27 protein-coding genes are annotated in these 16,373 nt (G+C 68.7%); 1 reads left to right on the forward strand and 26 read right to left on the reverse strand.

Going from position 1 to position 16,373, the window contains the following annotated elements; all coding sequences use genetic code 11:
• Positions 1–83: 83 nt before the first annotated feature.
• The 19 genes from RV986_RS54220 to RV986_RS54310 form a co-directional block, all read right to left on the reverse strand.
• On the reverse strand, positions 84–956 hold the full coding sequence (locus tag RV986_RS54220) for a peptidoglycan-binding domain-containing protein (RefSeq protein WP_475925051.1): 873 nt from the start codon (positions 954–956) through the stop codon (positions 84–86).
• A 274-nt stretch (positions 957–1,230) separates the two neighbouring features.
• Positions 1,231–1,878, reverse strand: coding sequence for a hypothetical protein (locus tag RV986_RS54225; protein ID WP_475925052.1), 648 nt, complete (start codon positions 1,876–1,878; stop codon positions 1,231–1,233).
• A complete protein-coding gene (locus tag RV986_RS54230) occupies positions 1,878–2,270 on the reverse strand; it encodes a hypothetical protein (RefSeq protein WP_475925053.1) in 393 nt (130 codons plus the stop codon). Before RV986_RS54230 ends, RV986_RS54225 begins: the two co-directional genes overlap by 1 nt.
• A complete protein-coding gene (locus RV986_RS54235; RefSeq protein WP_475925054.1) occupies positions 2,270–2,425 on the reverse strand; it encodes a hypothetical protein in 156 nt (51 codons plus the stop codon). Before RV986_RS54235 ends, RV986_RS54230 begins: the two co-directional genes overlap by 1 nt.
• Positions 2,425–2,589 (reverse strand): hypothetical protein, encoded by a 165-nt coding sequence (locus tag RV986_RS54240; RefSeq protein ID WP_475925055.1) that lies wholly within the window; start codon positions 2,587–2,589, stop codon positions 2,425–2,427. Before RV986_RS54240 ends, RV986_RS54235 begins: the two co-directional genes overlap by 1 nt.
• On the reverse strand, positions 2,579–2,851 hold the full coding sequence (locus RV986_RS54245; protein WP_475925056.1) for a hypothetical protein: 273 nt from the start codon (positions 2,849–2,851) through the stop codon (positions 2,579–2,581). The genes RV986_RS54240 and RV986_RS54245 overlap by 11 nt, the downstream gene beginning before the upstream one ends.
• Positions 2,848–3,285: a hypothetical protein gene (locus RV986_RS54250; protein ID WP_475925057.1), complete on the reverse strand. Its 438-nt coding sequence runs from the start codon at positions 3,283–3,285 to the stop codon at positions 2,848–2,850. Before RV986_RS54250 ends, RV986_RS54245 begins: the two co-directional genes overlap by 4 nt.
• An 8-nt stretch (positions 3,286–3,293) precedes the next feature.
• Positions 3,294–4,097 carry a hypothetical protein gene (locus tag RV986_RS54255; RefSeq protein WP_475925058.1) on the reverse strand — a complete coding sequence of 268 codons (804 nt, stop codon included), beginning with the start codon at positions 4,095–4,097 and terminating at the stop codon, positions 3,294–3,296.
• A complete protein-coding gene (locus tag RV986_RS54260) occupies positions 4,094–4,840 on the reverse strand; it encodes a C40 family peptidase (RefSeq protein WP_475925059.1) in 747 nt (248 codons plus the stop codon). Before RV986_RS54260 ends, RV986_RS54255 begins: the two co-directional genes overlap by 4 nt.
• Positions 4,837–5,385 (reverse strand): LysM peptidoglycan-binding domain-containing protein, encoded by a 549-nt coding sequence (locus tag RV986_RS54265; RefSeq protein ID WP_475925060.1) that lies wholly within the window; start codon positions 5,383–5,385, stop codon positions 4,837–4,839. The genes RV986_RS54260 and RV986_RS54265 overlap by 4 nt, the downstream gene beginning before the upstream one ends.
• Positions 5,382–5,720 carry a hypothetical protein gene (locus RV986_RS54270; RefSeq protein ID WP_475925061.1) on the reverse strand — a complete coding sequence of 113 codons (339 nt, stop codon included), beginning with the start codon at positions 5,718–5,720 and terminating at the stop codon, positions 5,382–5,384. Before RV986_RS54270 ends, RV986_RS54265 begins: the two co-directional genes overlap by 4 nt.
• Positions 5,721–5,722: 2 nt before the next feature.
• Positions 5,723–5,860, reverse strand: coding sequence for a hypothetical protein (locus RV986_RS54275; protein WP_475925062.1), 138 nt, complete (start codon positions 5,858–5,860; stop codon positions 5,723–5,725).
• Positions 5,861–5,869: 9 nt separating this feature from the next.
• Positions 5,870–6,172 carry a hypothetical protein gene (locus RV986_RS54280; protein WP_475925063.1) on the reverse strand — a complete coding sequence of 101 codons (303 nt, stop codon included), beginning with the start codon at positions 6,170–6,172 and terminating at the stop codon, positions 5,870–5,872.
• Positions 6,173–6,274: 102 nt separating this feature from the next.
• Positions 6,275–6,718, reverse strand: a complete 444-nt coding sequence (locus RV986_RS54285; protein WP_475925064.1) for a hypothetical protein — start codon at positions 6,716–6,718, stop codon at positions 6,275–6,277.
• Positions 6,718–6,960, reverse strand: a complete 243-nt coding sequence (locus RV986_RS54290; RefSeq protein ID WP_475925065.1) for a hypothetical protein — start codon at positions 6,958–6,960, stop codon at positions 6,718–6,720. The genes RV986_RS54285 and RV986_RS54290 overlap by 1 nt, the downstream gene beginning before the upstream one ends.
• A 33-nt stretch (positions 6,961–6,993) precedes the next feature.
• The gene (locus RV986_RS54295; RefSeq protein WP_475925066.1) at positions 6,994–8,139 is read right to left on the reverse strand and encodes a hypothetical protein; all 1,146 of its coding nucleotides are present in this window, start codon (positions 8,137–8,139) and stop codon (positions 6,994–6,996) included.
• Positions 8,140–8,613: 474 nt separating this feature from the next.
• Positions 8,614–9,078: a hypothetical protein gene (locus tag RV986_RS54300; RefSeq protein WP_475925067.1), complete on the reverse strand. Its 465-nt coding sequence runs from the start codon at positions 9,076–9,078 to the stop codon at positions 8,614–8,616.
• Between the two features lie 128 nt (positions 9,079–9,206).
• Positions 9,207–9,893: a hypothetical protein gene (locus RV986_RS54305; protein WP_475925068.1), complete on the reverse strand. Its 687-nt coding sequence runs from the start codon at positions 9,891–9,893 to the stop codon at positions 9,207–9,209.
• Complete coding sequence (locus tag RV986_RS54310; RefSeq protein ID WP_475925069.1) at positions 9,890–10,315, reverse strand: hypothetical protein; 426 nt, start codon at positions 10,313–10,315, stop codon at positions 9,890–9,892. The genes RV986_RS54305 and RV986_RS54310 overlap by 4 nt, the downstream gene beginning before the upstream one ends.
• A gap of 476 nt (positions 10,316–10,791) precedes the next feature.
• On the opposite strand from RV986_RS54310, the gene RV986_RS54315 reads away from it, so the two are divergent.
• Positions 10,792–11,025 (forward strand): hypothetical protein, encoded by a 234-nt coding sequence (locus tag RV986_RS54315; protein WP_475925070.1) that lies wholly within the window; start codon positions 10,792–10,794, stop codon positions 11,023–11,025.
• Positions 11,026–11,444: 419 nt separating this feature from the next.
• Here the strand turns inward: RV986_RS54315 and RV986_RS54320 are convergent, their stop codons facing one another.
• From RV986_RS54320 to ssb, 7 genes are all read right to left on the reverse strand, one after another.
• Positions 11,445–12,914, reverse strand: a complete 1,470-nt coding sequence (locus RV986_RS54320; RefSeq protein ID WP_475925071.1) for a protein rep — start codon at positions 12,912–12,914, stop codon at positions 11,445–11,447.
• Positions 12,915–13,238: 324 nt separating this feature from the next.
• Positions 13,239–13,574 carry a hypothetical protein gene (locus RV986_RS54325; RefSeq protein WP_475925072.1) on the reverse strand — a complete coding sequence of 112 codons (336 nt, stop codon included), beginning with the start codon at positions 13,572–13,574 and terminating at the stop codon, positions 13,239–13,241.
• Positions 13,575–13,691: 117 nt separating this feature from the next.
• Complete coding sequence (locus RV986_RS54330; protein WP_475925073.1) at positions 13,692–13,970, reverse strand: hypothetical protein; 279 nt, start codon at positions 13,968–13,970, stop codon at positions 13,692–13,694.
• Between the two features lie 3 nt (positions 13,971–13,973).
• A complete protein-coding gene (locus RV986_RS54335) occupies positions 13,974–14,996 on the reverse strand; it encodes a hypothetical protein (RefSeq protein ID WP_475925074.1) in 1,023 nt (340 codons plus the stop codon).
• Entirely contained in the window at positions 14,993–15,163 is a 171-nt protein-coding gene (locus RV986_RS54340; RefSeq protein ID WP_475925075.1) for a hypothetical protein, read from the reverse strand. The genes RV986_RS54335 and RV986_RS54340 overlap by 4 nt, the downstream gene beginning before the upstream one ends.
• Positions 15,160–15,297, reverse strand: a complete 138-nt coding sequence (locus RV986_RS54345) for a hypothetical protein (protein ID WP_475925076.1) — start codon at positions 15,295–15,297, stop codon at positions 15,160–15,162. Before RV986_RS54345 ends, RV986_RS54340 begins: the two co-directional genes overlap by 4 nt.
• Before the next feature lie 3 nt (positions 15,298–15,300).
• Positions 15,301–15,813, reverse strand: coding sequence for a single-stranded DNA-binding protein (gene ssb / locus RV986_RS54350; RefSeq protein WP_475925077.1), 513 nt, complete (start codon positions 15,811–15,813; stop codon positions 15,301–15,303).
• Positions 15,814–16,373 lie beyond the last annotated feature (560 nt).

Below are 16,373 nucleotides of genomic sequence, written 5' to 3' on the forward strand. Positions count from 1 at the left end.
TGGCGGATCTTGTTCGCGCAACTACTGACGGGCACTTCTTGTGAGCATTCTGTGCGTACTCAGCGCGATCATACGAGTGCAAATTACGCCGCGCCATACGCCAGGTTCATCAGAAGTTCCCAGCCCTGGGGCCCGATGGCAGGGTCGTAGGACATCCCCCTGGAATTCAGTCCGTGTTTGCTGTTGAACCCTGCAACGCCCTTCTCCGTCAGAGGTCCGTACCAATCCGACTCCGTGACGGACGAGTCCATCCACTTCGTGAGCTTGAGCGCGCGCTGCAGGCCACGGGCCGAAGGAGCATCCGCCCCCGGGCGTATGCCCGTTGGGAACGGATGCTTCGGACGCACCGGAAGCGGGGGCTTCGGCGGGCCGGGTACGGGCTTGACGGTCGGGAAGGCCGGCCACGATCCGGGGTCCACGTGGTCGTTCTCCGGCACATGTGCGTGTGCGTACCAACCACCCACGGTCTCCCACGTGTGCTCGCTGCGGTGCGGAGTGAAGCTCGTGGGACGGCCCATCGGCCAGACGTCCGGGACGCCGTGGCTCTTGACGAAGGACCGCAGCGCCGGCCACCCCTTGCACGGGGTGTCCGAGAGCCGGGCGTAGACCTTCCCGTCGAAAACCGTGTACGGGAAGAACACCGCCTCAATCTGCAGCACCACCTTGCCCGCCCGGTTCGTCCTCGTCCCCCCGGCGGAGTCGACCACCGACTTCGAGCGGGAGTTCGCCGGGTAGAACTGGGCGAGCTGGCCGGTCCAGGGGTCCCACACGATGTGGGGCGCCATCTGCGCCCCACCGTGAGAGAAGTACTGCACCAGCCGCTCGAAGCTGACGTGAGGGATGGGGTGCGCCGCGGTGGCCTCCGCATCCATGGTGATGTGCGCGATGGCCTTCGCGGGGTAGTGCGGGTCCGTTTCCGCGTGGTCCCCCAGGTCGTAGTGTTCCGCTTCCGGCATCCACAGAGCAGCAGTCACGGTGTCCCTCTTCGCACTTGGTAGGTGGCGGAGCAAGTGTGTGCGAAGAGGCGGTAATACCGGAACGTATCGGTTTACCCCAGAGGGACGATGTCCGTGATCATCTGGTTGCAGGGCGAGCACTGAGCACGCCAGACGGGTGGCGCCTCGTTCGGGAACAGGTTGATGACCCGCGGCTGTCCTCCGAGCTCACAGCCTTCGGTGTGGCAGATCACCGTGCACCGGACCGGGATCGGTTCCTCGTCGTCCATCTCTCCTACTTCGCGAGCATGAGCCACCACACCGTGGTGGTGGTGCTGACAGTCCGGTTGATCCAGAGCGTGAAGCCGTCCGCGGACGCGTTGTTGGCCGTGAGCCCCTTGACCGAGGAGGGGACCCCCGAGAGCGCATTCAGCCACACCCGGTAGGACCCCACACTGACCAGGCCCACCCCGGACACCGTCAGGCTCGTGTCGACGTTCGCCACCGGGGTGATATTCACGCTGCCCCACGCCAGGTTGCCCGCACTGAACAGGCCGCCGATGCTGGCGTTGCCCACGATGTTCACCTCGTCGGTGTCGATCGTGGCCGACGTCGAGCCGAACGCGTTCTGGAGCGTGAGTCCGTACTCCAGGCCGCCCGCGTTCGGGCCGATGATCTGCATGGCCCCGCTGGAGCCGTCCACCAGGACCCGCGCCGGGTCCACCCCCGCGGCCGGGTAGAAGTACAGGTTCCCGTCCGGGTCGAGCTGCACCCGCGGATACGTCGCCGACGTCCGCACCGTCGCGCCCGTGATGACCTTCCCGTCGATCGCATCCGCGGTGAGGTGGGCGGCCGTGATCGCTCCGGCCTTGATCTGCGGCCCCGTGATCTGGCCCGTGATCCGGTCCGCCGGGAGACTGTGCACCGGGTTGCGGAACGCCATCAGGAACCGCCTCCCTGCCGCATGACGGTCCACTGCACGTAGCCGCGTCCGATCGCCCCGCTTGGCATGTCCTTCCAGACCAGGAGCAGCAGCGTGCCGCCCTCGGCGTGGATCGGGGAGTTCTGGTCGGCCACGTCGTACTGCCCCGTCGAGGTCCCCATGACGTCCCAGTCCTCCGTGTTCTGGCACAGGTACGCGCGCACGTCCGTGTCCGCGGGGATCGGAGCCGCCGAGACGCGCACGAAGTCGACGAGCCACAGCTCATCCTGGGGCACCGTGATGACCTCGGCCGTGGCCGTCCCGGCGGCCGCGGGCTTGCTCTTGACCCACTTCGAGCCGAAGTCCGAGACGGACCAGGTCGACGCCGGGCCGAGCTGGGTGGGCAGCAGCATCAGGCCCCCGGGAGGAACTTGGTCAGGAAAGGCCGGCGCACACCGCGCTTCTCGTAGGCCTCCCACAGCGACCAGGCCCCGACGAGGATTCCGCCGTACCCCACGAGCAGCGCGGTGTTGCGCGACATGCAGGGCTTGCCGCGGAGCAGGCCCATCACGCGCCCTTCGCGCGCGGGAGGGTCGCGCCGGCGGCCGCGCCGATGGTCACGGTGGAGATGGTCTCCAGGAGCGGCGGGACGTCGTGGCCCGTGAGCACCAGGACGAAGTCGCCGACGAGCGCCAGGAGCGCGAGGACGTTGAGGGAGAGGTCACGAGACATGGAACGGGTCCTTTCGGGAGGTGGGGAAGACGGCCGACTCCAGTCGGTCGAGCCGGGCACCGTGCCCGGACTGCTGCTCGACGAGCACCACCAGGCGCTCACCGAGCTCGACGACGCGCGGCTGCAGCTCCAGGAGCTGGCGCACGACGCGCACGCCGTCGACGATCGCGCGGACGGTCCGCCGCAGTGCCGCCCAGAGGATGCCGAGGGCGGTCAGTGCGGACGCTCCGGCCACGAGCCAGTTCACCGCGGTCGCGCTCACTCCGCGGCACCCAGGTACACGGCGCCCTCGATGGCGGGCTCTACGCCACCGGTGACGATCTCCGCGAACAGCCCGTACTGGAAGGAGACTCCGCCCGGGGCCAGCCATGTGGTGTTGGAGCCGCCCGCGGGCAGGTTGATGACTGCGATCACGTCCCCGCTCGCGTCCTGGCCGTCGTGCAGCTTGAGCACGCCCGGCAGCGCCCCGAGCGCGGGGATCCGCACCGACCAGCCGACCAGACGGCCGGGCGACGTCGACACCCGCGCGGTTCCGCCGGCGGCCGTGCCGATCTGCACCGGCCGGGCGCCGCGGAGCATGACGCCGCCGAGCGTGTCCGCAAGGTCGGTCTGCATCTGCTGCAGCCACCGGACGAAGTCGATCTCGTGCGTGCCCTTCTCCTGGGGCGCCGGAACGGTCGCCATACCTGCGTGCATGCGGCCCATCACATGGCCCCTTTCATGGCCCCGGCGGCACGGCCGGCGGGGACGACGGATGTTGCGGTTTCCGCGGCAGCCTTGACTGCCGGAGCCACCGTGTTGGTCAGTCCGACCACGACCAGGCCGAGCCCGCCGAGGATGAAAAGCGTGGAGAGGATCACGGTCGAGACGCCGTCCCACGGCATGACGTCGCCGCCGAACAGCCCGCCGCCGGACCCGAATCCGGCCTGCGCTACCCCGGTCGTCGCGTCCGTGCTGGCCGTGTTCTGCGAGGCGATCCACCCGGGGAGCTTGTAGGGGTTCACCGGCGCCCCGAACGGGTTCGTGCGGGTGTCCGCCTGGTAACCGGCCTGCTGCGCCGTGTAGAGGCCGTGACCGATCGAGGGCATCGCCGACGCCGAAGCCTGCGAAGCGCCGGCCTTCGGACTGGACCCGGTCGCCCACTTCATGACCTTCGCCACGTACTGCGCGACCGTGTTGCCGCCCTGGCCGTGGTCGTCCGACTTCGAGGAGTGCCAGTCCGGATCACCGGAGAACCACACCGCGGCCGCACCCTCCGGCCCGTACTTCGCCATGGACTGGCCGAGCTTGTACCGGGCGACCGCGTCCTGAGCGGCCGGACTGGCGAGGAACTGCGCTTGCGTCATCGCGTGGCCGAGCGCTTCCTTCGTCCACGGCCCGATGTTGTCGGGCATCACCTGGTAGGCGCCGGTCGCCCCGATGCTGTTGACCGTGGTGTATCCGTCCTTGCGGCCGGACGTCTCCACCATGCGGACGCCGTAGAGCAGCTGGTCGAGCGTGATGCTCACGCCGCCTCTCCCTTCTTGAGGGAGACCGCCGCGCCGACGACGACCAGGACCACGCCGCCGAGAACGAACACCGCCGAGAGGACCACGGTCGAGACGCCGTCCCACGGGACGACGTCCCCGCCGAAGATCCCTCCGCCGTCGCCGAAACCGGCCTGCGTCACGCCACCGGGCGACTCCGCGGCCGCCGCCGACCCGGACGCGATGAACCCCGGCATCTTGAAGGGGTTCACCGGCGCCCCGTACGGGCCCGTGCGCGCGGCGGCTGCGTAACCGGCCTGCTGCGCGGTGACCACCCGGGTCACGCTGCCCGACACCGCGGCCGCCGAGTCGTCGATGCCGACTTGGACGACGCCGCCCTTGGCCACCTGGGGGAGCCGGATCACGCGGTCGACGTGCTTCGTGTCCAACGCGGCCACATTTACCTTCGAGCCGGACGCCTGCACGACCTGCCCCCCGCCCGCGTACAGCGCGACGTGGTTGCCCGGACCCGGGTTGTCCCCGCGCCGGTCGGCGTACGTGAAGGTGACCAGGTCCCCGATCGCGATGCTCGACAGCGGCACGGCCGTGCCCACGTTCCGCATGGCCTGCGACGTGCGCGGCAGTCCCTTGACGCCGAAGGCCTTCGCCGCCCAGTTCACCAACCCCGAACAGTCGAAAGCGTTCGGGCCCATGGCGCCCCAGCCATACGGCTTGCCCACCGCCGTCTTGGCCTTCGCGACGAGCTGTTCCCCCAGGGTGGTCACTTCGTCCGGACCTTCCCGCCGGACCAGATCATGTTTCCGCTCTTGTACTTCTTGTCCGTCCAGAACTTGGGGTTGAGCTTCTTGAGCGTGGTCATCGAGATGCCCGACCGCTTGGCGATCGCCGAGAGGGTGTCCCCCTTCTTGATCGTGACGTAGGTGGCCTTCGGCGTCGCGGTCTTGGACGGCACCGGTGTGGGCTTGGTCGCGGGCCACGGCAGCGTTTTGACCGGGGGCTTCGGAGCCGACGGGGTCGTCGCCGGAGGCGTCGGCGTCCCGGGGGTCACCTTGCCCTCGTCGATCTGCTTCTGGATGTCCTCAAGCTGCGACTGGACGGCGTTGTACTGGTCGTACGACGTCGAGTCATAGCCGGTCATCTGCTGATCGGACCCGCCGCCGGCCGCACCGCCGCCAGACTTGGCCATGACGAACGCGACCAGGGCAGTGCCGGCGGCCGCCGCGATGAGGAGATTTCTCTTCCCCCCCACGGCCGCCGCGAGTTTCCCGCCCGGCTTTCCGCCCGCTGCGGGCTCCGCGGGTGTCGTCACTGGAGACCCCCGCGGCGCCGCAGCCGGTCAGCGAAGATCCGGCGGGCAGGATCGCCCATCGGGCCCTCGATCAGGCCGGTGTCGATCGTGGGATAAGCGCCGTTGTTGTACTGCACCGGGTTGGCCGCCAGGAAGTCGGCCCCCATGAACGCCTGCACCGGCGTGTGCAGGCCCGTGAAGGACATGCCGTTGGGGTCGTCGTCGGCAGGCAGGTACGGGGCCGTGTACTTGGACTGCACGATGTTCCACAGCCGCCCCATGAGGCTCTGGAAGATCCCGTCCCGGGGGTCGGCTCCGAACTCTGTGACGACCGCCTTCCGCTCGTTGGCGAACACGGTCACCGCCCCTGCAGCGTCTTGGCGATCTTCGAGACGCCCGCGGCGCCTTCCTTCATCACGATGCCGGACTTGGATCCGTTGTAGACGACCAGGTACAAGCCGATGAGGCCTGCGAAGTACTTTGCGTAAACGCGCATTGGAGCTCCTCAAATGGCCCGCGGAGCTGCGGGCTTCGTGGTCCAGGAGGCGGGCATGGTCGACGAGGTGGAGCCCTCAGTCGACGAGGGGTCATACGGCACTCGCGGAGGCTCCCCGGGCGCGACCGTGTCCCACTTCTTGCGGTCCCGGATGTCCGGGATGGCCGCGACCGTGGGCGACATGAAATGCGCGAACCCGCTCGTCACCGCGGACCAGATACCGGCCGTGCGCTCCGCGCTCTGCGTGCTGGAAAGCACCGCCTGGATGAACGTCAGGGCCAGCACGCCGCCGAAAATCCCCCGGACGCTCATACGAGGTCCAGACGTCCGAGCGCGTCACCCGCGACGACCTGCACGATGACCCAGACGCCGACGACGACCAGAAAAAGGCCTCCCGGTTTCATGGCTCGCCTCTCAGATGATGGGGGTGTTGGGGGTCAGGTGGCCTTCGGCCGGGAGCTCACCGTTCGGCCCGCGGCCGGACGGCGCGGGGTCCACGCCGTTGTTCTCGTCCTTGCGGTTCTGGCTCTCCAGGTCCTCACCTTGGATCGGCTTGTTCAGGAACTTCGCCGAGAGCCAGCCCTTGGGGCCGGCCTTCCCGTAGCGGATGTACGAGACGATGAGCGCGTGCAGGACCAGGCCGAGCGCGAACCCCGCCCAGTCCTTGCCGCCGACCGGAGTCCGCGGCGGCCGCAGCGTCGGCCGCGGGAAGCTCCCGAGCCCGCCGCCCTTCTTGCCCTTGGAGGGCGCGCTCTTCTTCGTGCCGCTCTTCCAGGGCCTGGCGCCGGGAGAGGGCGCGCTCGTTGGTGCGCCGCCCTTCTGTCCCGGCGCCGTACCGACTGGAGGTGGGGTCGTCATCAGGTCTTGCCGATCTCGACACCGGCCTTGGCCGGGCCGACGCGGACGGTGGTCGAGTAACCCATGAGGCCCACCGACGCGGCCGCGATGACGCCGAACCAGAACAGCGGGTTGTCCGGGCTCCACGGCGGTGACTTGACCGACAGCGAAGGGCCGGCGGACGCGGTCGCGGCGACGTTGTCGCGCGTGGCCACGGGCGCCCCCGCGAGAGCACCGCCGTACTTGCTCGCTGCGTTGGGCACGGCCCACGCAAGGTGTCCCTCGTGAGCCATGGTTCAGGCCCCCGCTCCGGCCTGGAAGATGGTTTCCTGCACGTACTCCAGGCCGGGGTTCGTGAGGGTCAGAGCGGACTGAACGCCGACGACGAGCCGGAGCTCCGACGTGGTGCCCATGTCGACCGCGTCGCGGAATGCGTTCTCCGCCGCGAACTCGTGGCAACCGAAGCCCCACTGTGAGCCGATGTCCGAGTTGTAGAAGCGCTCGTTGAAGATGCGCATCACCTGCCCGTCCGAGTACTCGTCCGGGGTCTCGTTGCCCGCGTAGCGCCAAGCCTGCTTCGCGAAGTTGGTCGCGTTCATCGCGACCGGGGTCTGAGGGACCGCCCCGTTCCACAGCTGGTAGGTCACCCGGAGCAGGGACTTGCCCGCGCCCTGGCCGACGAGCCGGACTTCGTTCTCGGCGTTGGAGATCGAGGTGTGACGCGACTGGATGAGCGAGTGGAACAGGGACAGGTCGGGGATCACGATCTGCCCGTCCGAGCCGATCGGGATCGCGTACTTGGTCGAGTGGACCTCGACCTTGCCGGTGTTGATGACCGCCGTGGCGCCGCCGGTGAGGGCGAAGATGTTCGACGCCTGCTCCCAGTCGATGGTCAGGGTCAGGTCGGTCGAGCTGGTGGCGCAGAAGATGGCGCCGGAAAGGTCGACCTGGTCCTCTGCGACGGGCACGAACCATTCGAGGTCGACCGCGTAGGTGCCGGCGGTGATGGTCGAGTTGGAGCCGACGCCCCAGGACTCCGAGGACTTGGACAACGTGCCCTGGGTCTTGGTCGCGCCGCCTATGGTCTGCGGCACCCCACGGTCGTCGAGGTCCTGGCGGACCTGGAACTCCCGCACCTTGAGTTTGAGGCCGCTCACATTTATGAGGTTTGAAGCCCCATTGGCCGTGAAGCGCACCTGCCGGATCAGGTCGTACGGCCAGCGCGCGGTCGTCGCCGCGGTGCCGGACGGCACCGTCACGACCAGGGAGCCGGTGAAGCGGATGGTCAGACCGCCGAGGATGTCGCTCTTCTTGAGCTCGACGACGTCCTGGCCGCCGAAACCGCCCCAGGTGGCCGACTTCTCCAGACCGATGTGCCGCCGGGTACGGGCAAAGAATTCCGTGGGCCGCACCGATTCGCTGGGAACTGCAATCCCCTGCATGTACCGAACGGGCCCGTTCGTTCCTACCTGCTGCGCCATTTAGCCGTTCCGCCTTACTGCGTAGTCGCGAAACTCCTGCAGACCCGGAACGGGCAGCCGGTCAGCCGCGAGATTGAAGAGAACGAGGGACACGATGGAAGTGCCGCCGACCGCAAGCCAGAAAGCGAGAGGGCGGCCGCGCTTCATCAGGCGCCCCGTCGCATGCCGCCGCCCTTGACCTTGTCGAAGGCGATGACGACGCCCAGCGCGACAAGGGCAGTGACGACCAGACCGTTTAGGCGCATGGGTTACTCCCTGAAAGAGGTGTTGGAAGACATGCGCCCGACTTTGAGTGATAGCCCCATGCACGAAAAAGCCCCACGGAATTGTTCCGTGGGGCTAATTCCTAGTGGCGAGACTTGCGCGTTCACGCTGGCACCGGCTGATTCCGGCGAATGCTCCCCCGCTCGCCTTAGGGGGCCCGTGCTTACGGAGTTAGCCGAGAGGGTGTTTCCACTCGGCCGCGTAGTCGCGGACGAAGTCTCGCCAGGGGATCGGTCTCGCCCCTCCGTCCGCCCAGTGCCGTTCGAGATCCTCGCTCGCCCACCGGAACGGCGGCCGGTGCCCGGGGACCGCGGGGAAGAACGACGACGGGGTGACGCCCGCCGGCGCCCCGCGCTTGACCATGTTGCCGCGCGTCGCGTCCTCCGCCGCGAGAAACGCGGCGTGCTGGGCCGTGCGCCACTCGTCCATCACCTGCGACCGGGTCTCGCGCATCGCGGCACTGTGCGGGCCCATGTACGAGCCGCCGTTGCGGCACGTCGTCTCGGACTCCCCCGACTCGATCGCCTGCCGTGAGCACCAGGCGCCGCACGCGTCCCGCTCCCGCCACGGGCCCCGGTACCAGGACCACCGCTCCTTGAGCTTCGAGGGGTGCCAGTACCCCGGTTCGGCGCTCATGAGAACACCGGCCGGGACTGCCAGGTGTCCCGGAAGAGACGGTTCGCGCTCCGGATCTGACGACCGTTGTACCGGCTCCACCGCCGTTGGGCCGCGCGGAGTGTGTGTCGAGCGTTCACTGGTCTCTCTCAGGTGAGTTCGAACGGGGGGACGCGGTAGAGCCGGTGCTCCTCGGCGTTGTACATGGTCGACCAGTGCGGGCCCTTGCGCTTGGTGTCGTCCATGACCGTCGAGAGCTTGGCCGCAGGAATGCCGATCGTTTCCCCGAGCCGCTGCCGGTCGAGAGGCGATGGCACGTCGAACATGACGACGCGGTCGGCCTGCGCGTAGGCGAGCGGATCCAGCCCCTTGGGCCGGGGCCCGCACAGCAGACCGGACACGTGAAAGTGCCGGGACTGGTGCAGGAACAGCCGCGCGTTCGGGCCGGTCCGGTTCGCGGGGAAGGCCTCGCCCGCCTCGTCGATCCAGATCAGCACCTTGCGTTCCCGCGGGAAGAGCGCGGCCCCGATGGCCTTGTCGATGTCCTCGTGGAACGAGTCGGCCTTCGGGTCGGCGATCCACCGGAACGTTTCGGGTACCCGCGCATCGCGGCGCGGGGGGAGCTGCACGAGAGGACCGCTCAGCGGCACCACGTCGATATCGTCGCCCGGGTCCGCGTCCCCGTTCACGTCGATGATGAGCCGGTCGGTGTCCGGCCAGTGCCGGAAGTGCTCGCGCGCAGCCGCGGACTTGCCCGTGCCCTTCCGGCCGAAGAAGCACAGGATCTGGTTCTCCGTCGGGTCGATGACCGGGTACGGCCACGTCCCCTCGCTCATGGAGTCGCCCCCGCCTCCACGGTGATCCCCTGCGCTTCCTGCAACTGCCGCACCGCGCGGATCCTCTGCTTGTGCTTGAGGTTCTTCCCGACGTACCCGGCGAGCGCCAGGCCGAGGGCGACGATGTCTATGAGGTCGCCGCCGCGGGCCTCGTCGGGCAGTCGCCGGTACACGATGTTCGCGGCCGGCACCGCGATGTCCTCGACGTCGTCGCGATCCGGCGTCCACACACCGAACTCCCGCTCCTCCTCGTCCGCAAGGTAGGCCGCGACCAACTTGCACACCTGCCGGAAACCGGTCCCGATGCCCGTACGCAGTCCGGCCTTTGAGAGCTTGACCCCCTTAGGAATCGAGGGGGTGTCTCCAGACTCGATGGGCTCGGGCCCGTACTGGCTTTCCGGCTCGTCGGTCGACCAGTTCACTTCCCCGTACGGCCGTAGGGGCTGGCTCGGGGTCGGCTCGCTCGTCGACGACGGGGGCGGCTGTTCCGGGCTCGTCGACGACGGGGGTGGCATGAACAGCGGGCTCGCTGTCGGCGGGGGCGTCGGGGAGCTTGGGCTCTCCACGCTTTTGGTTCCGGGGCTGGGGGACATTGAAGCTGACCTCTCTCACGGTGCTCTCGTCGTCGTCCTCGGACGGCGTCTGAGCGTCAGGGACTTCAGGGGGGCGGACATCCTTGGGGACCCGTCGCGCATACACGGAGAGGTCACATCCGTCCGTCGCGCAGGTGCCGTGCCAGGTAACCCGACCGGGCTCGCTGGCCGTTTCTGTCACGTGGCCGTTCGTGCACGTACCACGCACGCGAACTTGGCCACCTTTTTTGCGTGTTCCTGGTGGCGTCACGGGCGTAATATTCGCTCGTCACCTACCAATACCGGAACGTATCGGGGAGGCCCCTATGGGAACGCCTGTAAAGATCGACGGGTACGGCGCGCGACTCCAGGAAGCGGGGAAGTACGTGGACGACTGCTACCTGCTCTGGAAAAACTCGCTCATGGCCAGGAACGCTCTCGTCGTGGAAGCGATCGACCACGGTTACGCCGGACATCGGGCCGCACGGGACATCAACCGGAAGCAGCCCCACATCATCCGCATTCTGAGCAACTCCGACCCGGAGCTGAGGGCAGGCTAGAAACCCGCAGGTCGACGCACCATTACGCACGGATATCGGGCCCGATACCCTCTGGGAATCGGGCCTTACCCATGCGTATAGAGGCCCGGTGAACTACCCCCACGTATCGCCCTGGAGGAAAAAAAGTGGTCAGTCGGGGACCGGTCGCCTGTGACAGGTGCGGCGAGAAGATCGAGCAACCGGCCACGGGGCGCCGGCGCCTGTACTGCGGCCGCACCTGCCGTGAGTTGGCCTACCGGGCACGGAGCACGGACCGGGCCGTCAGGGCCGCGCTGGACGCGGCCGGGGCCCAGCCCGACCCCGATTCGTCAGTTGTCGAAACACGGCCGATCCCGGTTACGTCAGTTGTCGAAACTGGGCCGCCGGTGGTCGCTGCCCCGCTCGGGATGCTGTGGGCAGTGCCGAAGCCTCGCGACTGATCAGGCAGCGTCGCGGAATCGCTGCATGGCGCTTTGGAGCTCCTCGGCGGGCCGTGTGGCCTTCGCCGCGCGCAGAGCGTCCCGGTAGACCTCCGTGCGCCTCTCAGCGGTCGAGAGGGCCCTCTGACGCTCCCGGTCCTCCTCGGCCTGCGCCTCAGCGCGGGCCTCCCACGCGTTCGGTTGGTAGACGACCTGTCCCGCGCGCTCCTCGCGGTCCTGGCGGACGAACTCCCGGCGCCAGACGTCGGCGCGCGCCTGGAGCTCGGCGCGCTCCAGGCGCACGAGCACCTCGGCCGCAGTCGGCGCGGCGCCGGCGGGCAGGTTCTCCGGCTCGGTGACGTCGACACCCCAGAGCAGGCCCCAGCTCTCAACGAGCGTGCGGACGCCGGACAGTGCCCACTTCTCCGCGGCGTGCACCAGCTGCAGGCGACGGCCGGGCGTCTTCACGATGTGGCCGTACCAGGTGCGTACGGGGAAGTGCGCAAGCGGCTTCTTGTCCTTGACCTCGGCATCCGTGGCCACCTCGGCGTCTGTTCGGTCGTCGAGTTCGACGAGCTCGGCGAGCCGCTTCCGCAGACCGTTACTCCAGTACAGGGCCCGGATCCCGGTCGCAGCCTCCTCGTACTCCCGCCAGAGCTCGATGTCGCGCTCGTCGCCGTCGACGGCCCCCCGGGCGATCTGCAGCGGCATCCGGTGGCCCTTGCGGCCGGTCTTGTCGTTGGCCAGGACCATCTCCTGAGCTGCGGACCACTTCCCATCCTGGCCCTTCATCAGATACCGGGCGATCTGCCCCGCCTCACCGACCCCGGGCGCGTCGACACGGACCCCGTGCGCCTCGTTCGGCCGGTACGCGCCGACCCGCTCCAACGCGTCCGCCCACGCCCGGTAGATGAGCCGCTGCAGCACCCGTACGCGCCGCGGATCCGGGCGTTCCTCCAGGAAAACGGCCACGTGGTAGTGCGCGTGCCAGCCGTTGGCGCCGTGGGTGGTCTCCCATGCCCGGACGTGGCCGACGACCCCGAGCCCCTTCTTGATCTGCTTCGTGGTGCGTAGCGCGTTCTGGCCAAATGCGAGTTTCCAGGCCTCCCTCTGCCGCTGGGTCAGGAGCCCGAGGGACTGCCGGGGGAAGTGCCGCATGGTCAGCGTGACGAGGACCAGGCCGCGCGCCTGGCCGTGCTCCAGGTCGACGGATTCCCACGCGCTACCGGCGTTGCTGAGCTCCCCGGCCCGTGCCCGGCGGACTGAGGGCATGCACGCCGGGCACACGTGGACGCTGCCGCAGGTCGCAACCCCTTCCCATCCAGCCGCGCCGGGGCCGGTCTTGAGCGTGACACCCCCCGCGATGGCCTTCCGTCCGCAGTCGATGAACCGTGGGAGCTGTGAGACCCGGTCCTGCAGACCGTCCCGGAGGCGGTGTGCGTCGTCGCGTCCCTCACGGCCGGTGGTCTGCAGTCCCTCGCCGCTGAACACACCGCCTCTGACCTGGGGGACCGTAGTTTTCGCGGAAGTACCAAGGCGCCGCTCCGCGGGGGCGGGGGAGGGGGGCGCAACCGTCCCCCGGGGGGTGGTGACGACGGAGCGTGAGCGCGTCAAATCACGCCGGTTTCGCGCAGAGCTTGGCTCAGCCGGTCTTGCGTACCCGTCGGCTGCCGTTACTCTTGGCAATTGCGGGACCCCGTAACTTTGGTAGGTGGCGGCGGTCTTACTTCGAGGGCCCGGTGTTAGCGCACCGGGTCCTCGCTTTTTTGCTCATCTGTGGTCACTGAGTGTGAAGGCCCTATTCCGCCTGAGACACTACAGCGCGCCAGAACCTCCGGAGCTGGATCGGTCGCGGTTCAACTCGCGCAGGTACAGACCGTCGAGGCACCGCGGGGGCCGGTGGGCCTCACAGTCCCGGCACGTCGCCCAGTGCGCGTTGATCATCGCGTGCCCTTCGGCCGTGGTCTTGGGCAACGGTATTTCAGTCCTGCGGATGAGGTGACGCAGCACATCGTTGAGGCTCGCGGTCACCCCGGCGGCCGCGTAGGAGGCCTGCAGCTGGTCGACGAGGTCCCGCTCCTCGTCGGTCGGGAGACCCTCGTCGGTCATCCGGAGCGGGAGACCCTTGGTCAGACCCTTACTTGCTGGCATGGATCTTTGATATCACACCATGGGGCCAATGCGATATCGAAGGACGGGAGTTACTGGCGGTGGACATGCGAAAACCCCCGCCGGAAGTGCCGGCGGGGGCATCGTCTTGGGGCGCGGTCACTCGTAGAACTGGAATCCTCGGTCGAAGGGCGACGGCTCGGGCGGCCGCGGCCGCCATCCCTCCGGCGGCGGGCCGTCCGCCGTGCCCTCCCAGGTCTGCCAGATCCGGTAACACTTCTGCAGCCACGATTCGGCAGAGTGCCGAGTGGCCCACTCCAGGGGGAGGATCTTCCCGTCCTCGTCCGGCAGCCCGCAGTAGTCGTACTTCACCCGGTCGAGGATCCCGAACTTCTGTCCGTCCCGTGTCAGCGTGATGCGATACCGGTCCATGGGCATGCCCTACGCCTCCCGAGTCACCCGGATACGGACCGGGGTCCTGGCCGTGGCTCCGAAGAGCGTCGACCACTCGCCCCACTCCGTCACCGCGTCGTACACGGTGCCGTCGTTGAACGAGCGGTTCAGCATCCCCGCGTCAGCCGCGAGGTTGTCGGGGTCCGTGGCCAGCCACTCCGTGACCCGCTCCGCGACGGCCGCCCGTACCTCCAGGATCGTCCCTCGCACCACCACGGCGTCGTTGACGTGGAGCTGCACCGCGGGCCCGTCCGCCCGGGTCTCGTCGTCCTGCTCCGCGAGTTCGGCCGCCTCCTGGTCGTCCTCGGCCGCCGCCGCCGCACGCTGCGCGGTGCAGGTGCACATCGTCTCGCCGTCCGGGTCCTCGACCGCCCCGCAGTCGCAGGGCGCGTCCCAGGGGACCAACGGTCCTCCGAGGACCCGCGTCGCCGGGTCGGGGGCCGGCGCATCCTTCAACGCTTCCGACACCACTACATCTTGTGCCGGGGCCTCTACATCTTGTGGTTTCAAGGCCGCCGGGTCGGGGGCCGGCGCATCCTGCCAGACGTCCTCAGCCGGGAACTCCGGGAACATGTCCGGGTCGACACCCGCGACCTGGTCCGCGTCGCCGTACTGGTGGTCCGCGACCCACCCGAACCGCTCCTCATACAGCGAGGGGTACTGCCGCGTCTGGCTCGCGATCTCCTCGGCCAGGAGCTCGAAGACCGCGAACCCCATCGCGGGGCCGGCGTCTCCGACCTCCGTCGAGAACGTCTCCGCGAACGCGCCCTTACCCACCTGGAAGCGGAGGAACGTCGAGCAGTCCCACGGCGCGCAGAGCTGCTCCAGGAAGACGAACAAACCGGCATCCTGCCGGTGCTGGTCCATGACCAGGACGCGCGACTTGTGGCGCGGCGCGTCATGCGTCCGCGTCTGCTGGTACTCCTCGTTCGTCATCCGGAACTCGGGCGCCGTGCAGGCCTCCCGGTCGCACCACGTCGGGTGTGTGATCGACTTCCGCTGCTCACTCATGACTGCTCCCCCTGCTTGTGGTGCTCCGCGTGACGCTCGAACATCCGAGCCCCCGCCTTCCGGTTGGCCTCTGCCTTGCACAGCGGGCATGCGAGGTGGTCGTACCAGAACACCCACAGCAGCCCTGCGACTCCGGCCGCCGCGGCGACCTTCTCCCACGGCTTCACTTCTGGCCCCTCTCCAGGTGCAGCGCGATGTTCTCCGCGAGTACCTGTGAGTCGAGCTGGTCGAGTTCGCCGCCCAGGTCTTCGAGGTACGAGTCGATGACCTGCTCGATCTTCTCCACCATGTCTTCGTCCACGGCTTAGAAGGGGGGCTCGTCGGAGTACCCGGCCTGCTGCCCGGTGGGCCACTGCCCGGCGGGCCGTCCGGCCGGGGCGCCGGCGGCCGCCATCGGCCGCCCCTTGGACGCGGTGTTCCACGGGTCGTCGGGGGCCGTGCCGTTCTTCCCGCTGGTCTTCTTCGCCACCGTCGCCGTGGCGAACGTGAGGTCCGGCCCGACCGCTCGCGCGGTCAGCTCCCACGCGGAGCGGTTCTCCTTCGTCTTCTCGTCGACCCAGTGGCGCTGCTCCAGCTCGCCCATGACGACGACGCGCATGCCCTTCTGGAGGGTCTCCGCGATGTTCTGCGCCAAGCCATTCCAGGCCGAGACCCGGTGGAAGTCCGTCCCCACCTCTTCCCAGGTGTTCGTCTCCCGGTTGAAGCGCGTGCGGTTGTTGGCCACGGAGAACTTCACGACCGCGGCACCGGAGGGCGTGAACCGCATCTCCGGGTCATCGGTCAGATTGCCCACGATCGTGATCGGGGTGGAGGTCATCAGAGCCCTCGTTCTTAGTAGGTGGCGTGATCGTGCACAGCGGCCGGCCGTTCCGTATGACGTGCACCGTCCGCCCTGCGAGCACGGCATCCAGCACCGCCCCCAGGTCGCGACGGAGCTTCGTCGCCGTGATGGTCGTCTCTGGCATGCGTGCCAACTTAGCGCAGAGTGCACACAGTTGGTAGAGGGGAGGCGCCCCAGATCCGTAATCCTCCGTGGCCTGACCGTGCGCGGCTGCGGCGCCGCGGGGCGGGGAAAGACGGCAGGCGGGAAGGGAGGGGGGGTCAAGCCGCTGAGCGGCCGTCTGGCGGGCGAGGACGGGGGCGGGGCGCCGTACCCCCGCCGTCACGGATGCGGGAGCGTGAGGCGACCTGGCGCACCGTGGGGGCGGGCGGGGAGCTTCTTGCTGCCGCGGTGTGGCCGGGGCCGGTGAGGTCGCTCCGCGTCGGTGCCGGCGCATCGTGGCCGGGGCGCGTGTCGCACGAAGAACGAGGACCCTCCCAGGGGCGGGGGGTCCTCGTTCGTCGGGGGGGGATCGGACGTCAGCAGCGCGCTTTTCA

Source organism: Streptomyces sp. RLA012 (genome assembly GCF_056270325.1).

Coding starts and splice junctions, on each gene's coding strand:
- RV986_RS54335 (WP_475925074.1), bottom strand. CDS start 14,996: ATGAGTGAGCAGCGGAAGTCGATCACACACCCGACGTGGTGCGACCGG.
- RV986_RS54305 (WP_475925068.1), bottom strand. CDS start 9,893: ATGAGCGAGGGGACGTGGCCGTACCCGGTCATCGACCCGACGGAGAAC.
- RV986_RS54280 (WP_475925063.1), bottom strand. CDS start 6,172: ATGAGCGTCCGGGGGATTTTCGGCGGCGTGCTGGCCCTGACGTTCATC.
- RV986_RS54240 (WP_475925055.1), bottom strand. CDS start 2,589: ATGTCTCGTGACCTCTCCCTCAACGTCCTCGCGCTCCTGGCGCTCGTC.
- RV986_RS54330 (WP_475925073.1), bottom strand. CDS start 13,970: ATGCCCATGGACCGGTATCGCATCACGCTGACACGGGACGGACAGAAG.
- RV986_RS54220 (WP_475925051.1), bottom strand. CDS start 956: ATGCCGGAAGCGGAACACTACGACCTGGGGGACCACGCGGAAACGGAC.
- RV986_RS54285 (WP_475925064.1), bottom strand. CDS start 6,718: ATGACGACCCCACCTCCAGTCGGTACGGCGCCGGGACAGAAGGGCGGC.
- RV986_RS54250 (WP_475925057.1), bottom strand. CDS start 3,285: ATGCACGCAGGTATGGCGACCGTTCCGGCGCCCCAGGAGAAGGGCACG.
- ssb (WP_475925077.1), bottom strand. CDS start 15,813: ATGACCTCCACCCCGATCACGATCGTGGGCAATCTGACCGATGACCCG.
- RV986_RS54230 (WP_475925053.1), bottom strand. CDS start 2,270: ATGCTGCTGCCCACCCAGCTCGGCCCGGCGTCGACCTGGTCCGTCTCG.
- RV986_RS54225 (WP_475925052.1), bottom strand. CDS start 1,878: ATGGCGTTCCGCAACCCGGTGCACAGTCTCCCGGCGGACCGGATCACG.
- RV986_RS54325 (WP_475925072.1), bottom strand. CDS start 13,574: ATGCCAGCAAGTAAGGGTCTGACCAAGGGTCTCCCGCTCCGGATGACC.
- RV986_RS54315 (WP_475925070.1), top strand. CDS start 10,792: ATGGGAACGCCTGTAAAGATCGACGGGTACGGCGCGCGACTCCAGGAA.
- RV986_RS54295 (WP_475925066.1), bottom strand. CDS start 8,139: ATGCAGGGGATTGCAGTTCCCAGCGAATCGGTGCGGCCCACGGAATTC.
- RV986_RS54275 (WP_475925062.1), bottom strand. CDS start 5,860: ATGCGCGTTTACGCAAAGTACTTCGCAGGCCTCATCGGCTTGTACCTG.
- RV986_RS54235 (WP_475925054.1), bottom strand. CDS start 2,425: ATGGGCCTGCTCCGCGGCAAGCCCTGCATGTCGCGCAACACCGCGCTG.
- RV986_RS54300 (WP_475925067.1), bottom strand. CDS start 9,078: ATGAGCGCCGAACCGGGGTACTGGCACCCCTCGAAGCTCAAGGAGCGG.